This is a genomic window from Rhodothermales bacterium (assembly GCA_034439735.1).
Taxonomy (GTDB): domain Bacteria; phylum Bacteroidota; class Rhodothermia; order Rhodothermales; family JAHQVL01; genus JAWKNW01.
In genome coordinates this window covers 1-8,634 of record JAWXAX010000165.1, presented here as the reverse complement: position 1 = coordinate 8,634, position 8,634 = coordinate 1, and the positions used below count along the sequence as shown (strand labels likewise).

The window sequence follows — 8,634 nt, the reverse complement described above, 5'->3', positions numbered from 1 at the left end:
GCCCCGTTGTCCCTGGCGCAGGGCATCGTTCAGGATGGAACCCCACAGGATGAGCGGCAGATCGCCGTGTTTCCGGCTGCGGTACCGCTTGCCCCCCCCACCGCGGCCGGACCGTGCGAGGAGGATGACGATCAGGATCACGACCCAGAAGATGATCCCCAGGAAGTCGGCGCCAGGTCCGGTGGAACGGGGTTCTACCACGGCCTCAAATTCGCCGGCGGCCGCCAGGATCAATGCGTCGGCCGCCCGTGAAAAGCCGTCGTAATACCGCCCTTCTCGAAAGGAGGGGACGATGATGTTGCGGATGATCCGGCCGGCGACGGCGTCCGGGATGGCGCCCTCGACACCGTATCCTGTCGCGATGAATACCTTACGATCGTCCCGCGAGGCCAGGATCACCACGCCGTTGTTCTGGCCTTTCTGGCCCACGCCCCAGGCGCGACCCAGCGCCGTGGCGTACTCGCCCGGGTCGGCGCCATCCAGGTCAGGCAGCGTGACCACGATGATCTGGGTGGAGGTCGTGTCCTCGTACGTCGCGAGTTTTTGTTCGAGCTGGCGCTCCTCGGCGGTCGAGAGGAACTCACCCTGATCCGTCACCCAACGACCCGTCGGTGCAATCACCTCGAAACGTTGAGCGGTCGCCGTGGCCGGTATACAGAGCATCACCACCGCACAGACCATGAGGGTGGTGATGGCTGGACCTCGAAAAAACGACAGGAAATCGAACACGTGCGGCCTCGAGCCGGTGTGAAAGGAGAGTCACCGGCCACGGGTCAAACAGCGCCAGGACAGGCGACAGTCGATCCGTGACCGATGACAACGGAGCGGTACCGCTGAACGTAACAGCCTAGAACGCTACGGTGGGTGCGGCCTGGGCGCCGACCTCGGCCTCGAAGGGCGACTTTCGGTCGAACCCGAACACGCCGGCGATCATGTTGGTCGGAAAACGGCGCACGGTCGTGTTGTAGCCTAACACGGACTCGTTGTAGTCTCTACGCGCCGTGTTAATGCGATTTTCCGTGCCCTCGAGCTGTACCTGCAGATCGCGGAACGCCTCCGTCGCGCGGAGCTCGGGGTAGTTTTCGGAAACGGCGAGCAGCCGGCCAAGGGAGCGGCCGAGTTCGGCCTGGGCTTCCTGGAATTGCTGCAGCTTCGCCGGGTCGTTCAGGTCATCGACCGACAGATTGATCTGCGTGGCCCGCGCCCGCGCATTGGTGACGGATTCGAGGGTGCTCTGCTCGAAGTTGGCGGCGCCCTTTACGGTATTAACCAGGTTCGGGATGAGATCAGCCCGACGCTGATACTGGGTTTGTACGTTGCCCCAGGCGTTTTCAACGCCCTCGTCCAGCGATACGAGACTGTTGTACGAGCCGCATCCGGCGCATCCGGCGAAGGCGACCACGAGAATGACGATCAGTACGACGAGCGTGCCTTTGCTACGCATTGTTTTTCCAGAGTTCAGTTTAGAAAGCAGGATCGCATACGAACGGAGGCTGGTCCGGTTTCGATGGGCCACCTCGGCCGCCAGGTATGTCATGATACGCTGGTAGAGCCGATATTCCAGGCGGAGTCGTGGGTTCGATGGCTCAGTGCCCGTGCCATCGGCGGGCCGAGAGGTAAGCGCCGATCATAAACAGGGTGCAGAGGCCGGCCACGATGAGCCAGCCGCTCGCCCAGGCATCGTCGCCGGCGGTGCGAGCGGTGAATGCGAGGGCGCCGGCGCCGAGGGCGAGCACCCCAAACAAGAACTGGTGTCCCAGGGCATATATGAGATGGGTCGTCTCCTTTAAGCCGGTGATGCGCATTTCCAGTTCACCCTGGTTGGCGCGTACAAGCATGCGATGCATCTCCTTGGGAATCGCGAGCGCGGTACGGGCTACGTCCTTGACGAGGGCGCCAAAAAACCCGGCCCAATCCCGCTCCTCGCCCAGCACCACCTCTTCGACATAGGGCCGGATGATCTGCATCGGGTTCATGGATGGGTAGAGGTGGGTGCATAGGCCGAGTAGCAGCAGCATGGTGCGCTCAAGCAACATCCAGTCCTTGGGCACCTGGAACGTGTCGGTAAGCTCCCGCAACGAAATGTTCATCCGGCGCAGGTCGGCGTACATCTCCAGTTTGGAGGCCAGCGCCGTGTCGGCGTTGATCTGGTCGAGGTGGATGGCCTCGATCGGGAGATCGGCGAGAAACTGCTCGTGGACGTAGTCGATCAGCCGGCGGACGGTAGCCTCGGCATCGCCGTGGGCAATGAAGCCCATATTGCGCAGGGCGCGCGCGATCCGATCGGGGTCGCGCCCGATGGCGCCGGCGAGAAACTCGGGAATGCCGGCCTTCATCTCGGGCGAGAGATGCGCGACGGCGCCAAAGTCGAGGAATACGACGCCGCCGTCGGACTGGACGAGGATATTGCCGGGATGGGGATCGGCATGGTACAGGCCGTCCGTGAAGATCATCTGACAATACACCCGTACAAGATGCCGGGCCAGGTCCTCGCGATCGATGCCGAGTGCATCGAGCGCGGCGAGGTGAGAGACTTTAACGCCTTCGACGAACTCGGTGGTGAGGACACGCCGGCTGGAGCGCTCGGGGACGACGGTGGGCAGACGCGTACGGGGGTCGTCGGTGAAGGAGGCCGCGATCTGGGCGATATTGCGCGCTTCCTGTTCGAAATCGAGCTCCTCGGCGATCATCGCTTCCAGCTGTTGATACTGGGTGTCCAATCCGCGGATGCGGAAGACGGCGCCCACGACACGGAGGATGTTTCGGATGGTCCGCAGATCGATCCTGGCCGTCTCTTCAATAGCTACATGCTGCACCTTCACCGCCACAAGCCGGCCGTCCGGCAGACGGGCGCGATGGACCTGGGCCAGCGAGGCGCTGGCGATGGGCTCGCGCTCGAAGTCGGTGAACAGGGCATCGGGGCCCAGGCCAAGCTCACGCTGGATCCTGTGCTCGATCTCGGAAAAGGGGCGCGGAGGGATCTGGTCCTGCAGCCCTTCAAGGCCGGCGCGGAAGGCCTCCGGGAGGAAATTCGTGAGGATGCTGATGAGCTGCCCGACCTTGATAAACAGGCCTTTGTGGCGCAGGATCATCTGCTCGGCACGCCGCGCGTTGCGCCGATGGTAGACCGGCAGATGTCGCTCCTTCCACGCACTCCCCCGCAGTCGGCCGGCGACGTGGAGGCCGAGGTAGCTGAACGCAATGTGCAGCACGGCGCCATAGACGGACAGCAGCCGGAAGCGGCGAGACGAGGGCCGGCGGGCCGGCGCGGGGGTGGTGGACACGGGTGCGGGAACCAAGAACGTGGGCGCGTTGAGCTTCAACACTCCCTCGCTTGAACGCGCCACCCATTAAACGTTCGGGCTGCGCTTATCGTCACACCCTTGTGGGGATTCCAGACCAGCGCGAAATAGCCGCGTGGCGCTCAGAAGTCGAGGTCCACGATGGTCGTTCCCGCGCCTTCGGCTTCCTCGATGGCCAGGTCGAGCAAGGCGTTCAAGTGGCCTTGAACCCGGACCAGAACGAGTTCGGAGTCCGTCAGGACCACCGTGTAGAGGTCGCGGACCGAGCCGCGGCGTTCGCGATAGAACACCCAGGAGACATCGCCGTGATCTACGGTTTTGAGCGCGAGCTCCCATCCGTTCCGTGTGAAGTGGGGCAGCGTGCGGGCGTCGAGGGCGTCGAGGTCGCCGGCGTCGTCCAGCGGGTATACGGCGCCTTTGATGCGGCGGACATCGCGAAGCGCTCGGCTGACCAGGTAGGCGTCCGAGTCGTCCACGTGCCGGGTGATCCAGCTGGCCGTCTGTGTCATGCCCGGCCCAAGCGAGAAGGCGACACCGGGGTCAAATTTCGTGTGGGTTTGTTCCGCGATGTCGCGACGGAGGGCGCTCATCTCATTGAGGTGGCCGCATCCCGCGGTGAAGGCAGCGAGCAACAGGGCTGGCAGAAGGGTGGCAATACGCATGGCGGCGATAGGTCAGGGTGTGATGTCTTCGAGCGGGGCGGTGGTGAATTTGCTGCCGATGCGCCCCATTTCTTGTGGATCGATATTTCCGACGATGTTGATAAACACCGTCTCGCCGGCTTCACTGTCGAGCACCAGGAGCACCATGCCTTCAATGGCGGTGGCGTTTTGTTTGACGTACATGTCCACATACTGGCCGAAGTCGCGCAGGTTGACCACCGTCTCCCAGCCGTCGGCTTCCAACTGGCCGGCCAGGATCTCCGATCGTCGTTCCATGCTACGGAATTGCGCCCTCCGCAAGGGGTAGCCGCGTACCTGGATGGCTTGAAGTTCGAGGAGCAGGTCGGCCAACTCCGGGTCGTCCGCGCGGGAGGCTTCGGCGACGAGCTTCAGGAGCTGCCCCTTGATGTTCACCTCGAGGGTGGGGGCCTCGCCGAACTGGCTGGTCAATTCCGAAAAATCGACATAACCCGGCACCTGGCTCAGTTCGTCCTGGGCGAGCACGGGGCGAATGAGCGCCAGGCAGGCCAGGACGATCGTCCAGTGTGGGAAGGGGCGGTTCATAGGAAGGATGGGGTTACTCATGGGGAGATCCTTGTAACAGAGGGCCGATGGCGCTTTGCACCGATTCGCCCGTTTTGCGTCCCGTTTTACTGATATAGCCGAGCGTCCACTTGACCTCGGCGAGGGCCTGTTCGACGTCGGGCACGGTTGCAGGGGCCGTGCGGGAGGCGTTAAATCCGCCAGCAAGATAGAGGAACGTGGCGAGGGCGGCGATGCTGGTCAGCGCGAGGGCCGGCTGCCACGCGGCGCGGAAACGCGCGAGGAACGTCTGGAGGCCAGTTCGCCACCAGTCGCCCCACACCTGAGCCCGGTGGGCGCGGCGCGCTCGGGAAAGGATGACGCGGGTGAGACCGGCCGGCACGGCCGGCGTGAACGAGGCGCGCAGTTCCGCCTGGATCCGGGTGGCCAGGGTGAGCCGCACGTGCCAGGTGGGGTCGTTCGCCAGGACACGTTCCATGCGGGCAAGCTCCTCGGGGGGCAAATCGCCATCGAGGAACGCCTCCAGGCGCTCGTCAATCCAGGCGTCGGTCGGTCGCGAATCGTCAATAGGGTTCACGATGCATCACCTCGGTTAGATGTACGCGCAGCATTTTCCGGGCGCGATGAAGGTAGACTTTGACAGTTGTCAGGGGGAGTTCGAGCGTGTCGGCGATCTCCTGGTAGCTCAGGTCTTGCACTTCGCGCAGGAGAACCAGACTTTTGTATGGCTCGCCAAGTCGGTCGACGGCGAGGTTCAAGAGAGTGCGGAAATCGTTGCTTTCGGCGTCCCGGGCCGGGCCCGGCGTATCGCCGTGGGCGATATCCACGCGGCCGGAGTCCCCCGTGATGGTTTTGCGGTACGCGCTCCGCCGGCGCAACGCATCAACTGACGCATTACGCGTTACCCGCAACAGCCACCCGATGGGCTGGCCGCCGTCGATCTCCTGACGATGGTTCCAGAAGCGGATGAAGACTTCCTGCGTCACATCTTCCGCCTCTTCGCGATCGCCTAGAAAATGATAGGCAAACCCGAACACCCGGTGCTGTAAGTGTAAAACGTGTTGTTCGAATTGTCGCTGGGTCACGTGCTGCCCCGTGTGCGCATACCGCGTTTCCGGTACTCCTGATCAGTTGCGGGGAAAGACGCGGGGGGGGAGGGAAAGGTTACAGGCTCGAGGTTCAAGGCCAAAGGTTTAAGGTTTAAGATCAGCTCCTTCTACCGTGAACAGTAGACATTAGACCTTGAACCCTTTTACCCCTGGCGCCATCCGGCTGATATTAATAGGGGTTGGGTGCGCCAGAACTACCTGGTAGAAATGGTGGGACCTTGCAACAAAATGCCTGCTCGGGCGAATGAATACCGTTTATCTTTTTGTTATTTTCGGAAACCGATCGACTGGCCTGAGGCGCGTCAGGGCCGTCCGTCGGCGGTGACCGCCGGCTCAACAAGGACGACACATCGCATGAAAAAGACTTACGTGATTCCCGGATTTGTGCTGCTTGTGATCGGGCTTGTGCTCGGCATGAAGATCGAATCCGTGCTTTCCGATACGGATACGTATGAACAGCTTCGCAAGCTCGAGAATGCGTTTCTGGTCATCCAGCGGCAATACGTCGATGAAGCAGATCCCAAGAAGCTGGTCGATAGCGCCGTGAACGGCATGCTGGCGGAGCTGGATCCGCACTCGCTGTATATTAGCTCGGACGAGATCGAAGAGATCCAGGAGAGTTATAAGGGCTCGTTCGGCGGCGTCGGAATTATGTTCGAGATCATCCGGGATACGATTCGCGTGGTGTCCACGGTGGCTGACGGGCCGAGCGAGATGGTCGGTGTGCTCGCCGGGGACCGGATCGTCGCCATCGATGACACCGTCGCCGTCGGTTTCTCATCGAATGAAGTGCAGAAACATCTGAAAGGGGATATCGGAACGCGCGTCAAGATGTCCATCGTGCGGCCAGGCTCTCGCGAACCCGTCTATTTTACCGTGAAACGCGGTAAGATCCCGCTCTACACGATCGACGCCTCGTATATGGTCGATGACGAGACCGGTTATGTGAGGATCGGGCGGTTTGCGATGACGACCTACAATGAGTTCAAGCAGCACGTCGATTCGCTCACCGCGCAAGGGATGAAGCGCCTGGTGGTCGATTTGCGGTACAACGGCGGCGGCATCATGGAGTCCGCCGTAAAAATTGCGGATGAGATGATCGGCGATGGCAAGATCATCGTGTATACCAAAGGCCGGAATGCTCAATTCGACCAGGTGAAGCATTCCTCGGCCGGCGGAGTGCTTGAAACCCAGCCGGTGATCGTCCTCGTCAACGAATACTCCGCTTCGGCCAGCGAAATCGTCGCCGGCGCGCTACAGGACCACGACCGGGCGCTCATCGTCGGCCGGCGCACCTTCGGCAAGGGGCTCGTACAGTCCCAATTTGAACTGCCAGACAAGAGTGTGCTCCAGATGACGATCTCCCGCTATTACACCCCATCCGGCCGCCTCATCCAGACGCCCTACGAGGGCGGGGATCTGGACGCGTATTATGAGAATAAGTCGCTCAGCCACCAGGACACGTACAGCCTGAACGATTACGTGGACAGCGTGCCGGATTCGCTCAAGTACCGGACGACCCACAACCGAATCGTGTTCGGCGGCGGTGGTATTTTGCCGGACTATATCGTTCCGCTCGACACCCTGACCTCGCCGGTTACAGCCGCCATCATCGGGAACCAGTTGGACCAGCTCTTCGCCCGTGAGTGGTTCGAGACCCATGAGCAGCCGTACCGCTCACGCTGGGCCGACGCGCAACAGGCGTTTATCCATACCTACGAAGTAGACGATGCGGCCTGGGACGCCTTCTGGGTATATGCGGCCGAAAAAGGCCTCACGCTGACGTCCGACCCGAATCTGGTTTCGATGGAAAACAAGGTGTTTGCCATGACGGATGCCGCGGCAGAGCGTCTGACGCTCGAAACCCGACTCAAGGCGCTCATCGCCCGCCAGTTGTACGGCAGTGGCGTGTGGCACCCGATTGTGAATTCGATTGACCCCGAGCTGCTCGAAGCCCTCAAGATGTGGGATCGGTCAGCGGCTCTGGCGGCGAACAAATAGCCGCCGGCGTTGAGTACTTGTAACGATGGTGTCACCCGATTATGCTTTCCTGGTCAGCCGCGACGATGATATGGTGAGCGGTTCAGTTGACCTGGCTCCATGTCTGGCCCCCGGGGAACGAAAACGGGTCGGACTACGTGAACGACATACCACGGCACGGCGCCCCCGAGTTACTATTCTGTAACCAGGGTGCGCCTTGGTGCGTCTTTGCCGTAGATTGCAGAACGATCCACCACGTTCCGTTTAAGCCTCGCCTCGATCGACCGATACATTCGTCAGATACACGTGTGTACGACACCGGTCGTCCCCCCCGATGCCGGCGTGGCCTTGTTGAATCGAGTTTGATGCGTCCCTAGCCGAGCGAATGTCGATGATCTGTCGAACCACCACGCGATGCCTCCTGTGTCTGGTCCTCTGCAGTGCCTGTGTGGGCATGCAGCGGGTACAGGCTCAATGGATGCGTTCGCTGGCAGTTCTGATGGAAAACGATCGACTTTCGCTGTCGTCATCCGGTTACGCCTCGTCGGCTCACACCGTCTCGTTACGCCTGCCGCTTGGGGGCCCTCACGCACTCAACGTCTCGGGTGAGTACTTCCGAGCCTCGTCCGTGCCGCGGGAATACGAACGCCGCTTTCGATTGGAGTCGGACTGGAAGTACCGATCCGTCCCCATCACGTTCAGTTATTCGTACTCGCTGCCAGCGTTAACGCCTCGTTTGCATCCGGTGGTCGGGGTGGGCATTTCTTCCCACGTCTTCTCCGAGAGGACGCGGCGCGATGGAGTACCCGGTGGCGAAACGGCGACCGGTTTCGACCAGCACTACGGTGTCCAGTTGGGCGCCGAGGCTTCGATGGGTATGCGTATGGTTATCAGTCGACACGTGTTCTTACTGGCGCAAAGCCGATTTCGCTATGTCGGCGATTTTTCTCAGATGCCGGCCCATTCGATGTACGGTCCGTTCACTGTGCTCGACTTTAGTTTTGGCGTTGGCTTCGAATTGTAACCCCCGGCCCCCTC

The 8,634-nt window shown here is 61.5% G+C and carries 9 protein-coding genes; 2 read left to right on the top strand and 7 right to left on the bottom strand.

Annotated elements, in window-relative coordinates:
* The 7 genes from SH809_12440 to SH809_12410 all read right to left on the bottom strand — a co-directional run.
* A partial coding sequence (locus tag SH809_12440; protein ID MDZ4700507.1) for a TPM domain-containing protein occupies window positions 1-729 on the bottom strand: 729 nt, incomplete at its 3' end.
* Window positions 730-847: 118 nt separating this feature from the next.
* Window positions 848-1,444, bottom strand: coding sequence for a LemA family protein (locus SH809_12435; protein MDZ4700506.1), 597 nt, complete (start codon window positions 1,442-1,444; stop codon window positions 848-850).
* 142 nt (window positions 1,445-1,586) lie between these two features.
* Window positions 1,587-3,284 carry an AarF/UbiB family protein gene (locus tag SH809_12430; protein ID MDZ4700505.1) on the bottom strand — a complete coding sequence of 566 codons (1,698 nt, stop codon included), beginning with the start codon at window positions 3,282-3,284 and terminating at the stop codon, window positions 1,587-1,589.
* Window positions 3,285-3,424: 140 nt separating this feature from the next.
* Window positions 3,425-3,964, bottom strand: a complete 540-nt coding sequence (locus SH809_12425; protein ID MDZ4700504.1) for a DUF4252 domain-containing protein — start codon at window positions 3,962-3,964, stop codon at window positions 3,425-3,427.
* A gap of 12 nt (window positions 3,965-3,976) precedes the next feature.
* The gene (locus SH809_12420) at window positions 3,977-4,528 is read right to left on the bottom strand and encodes a DUF4252 domain-containing protein (protein ID MDZ4700503.1); all 552 of its coding nucleotides are present in this window, start codon (window positions 4,526-4,528) and stop codon (window positions 3,977-3,979) included.
* Between the two features lie 13 nt (window positions 4,529-4,541).
* Window positions 4,542-5,084 (bottom strand): hypothetical protein, encoded by a 543-nt coding sequence (locus SH809_12415; protein ID MDZ4700502.1) that lies wholly within the window; start codon window positions 5,082-5,084, stop codon window positions 4,542-4,544.
* Window positions 5,071-5,592, bottom strand: coding sequence for a sigma-70 family RNA polymerase sigma factor (locus SH809_12410; GenBank protein MDZ4700501.1), 522 nt, complete (start codon window positions 5,590-5,592; stop codon window positions 5,071-5,073). Before SH809_12410 ends, SH809_12415 begins: the two co-directional genes overlap by 14 nt.
* A gap of 378 nt (window positions 5,593-5,970) precedes the next feature.
* Between SH809_12410 and SH809_12405 the strand changes: the two genes are divergently transcribed.
* Window positions 5,971-7,617, top strand: coding sequence for a S41 family peptidase (locus tag SH809_12405; GenBank protein MDZ4700500.1), 1,647 nt, complete (start codon window positions 5,971-5,973; stop codon window positions 7,615-7,617).
* 478 nt (window positions 7,618-8,095) lie between these two features.
* Window positions 8,096-8,620 (top strand): hypothetical protein, encoded by a 525-nt coding sequence (locus SH809_12400; protein MDZ4700499.1) that lies wholly within the window; start codon window positions 8,096-8,098, stop codon window positions 8,618-8,620.
* Window positions 8,621-8,634 lie beyond the last annotated feature (14 nt).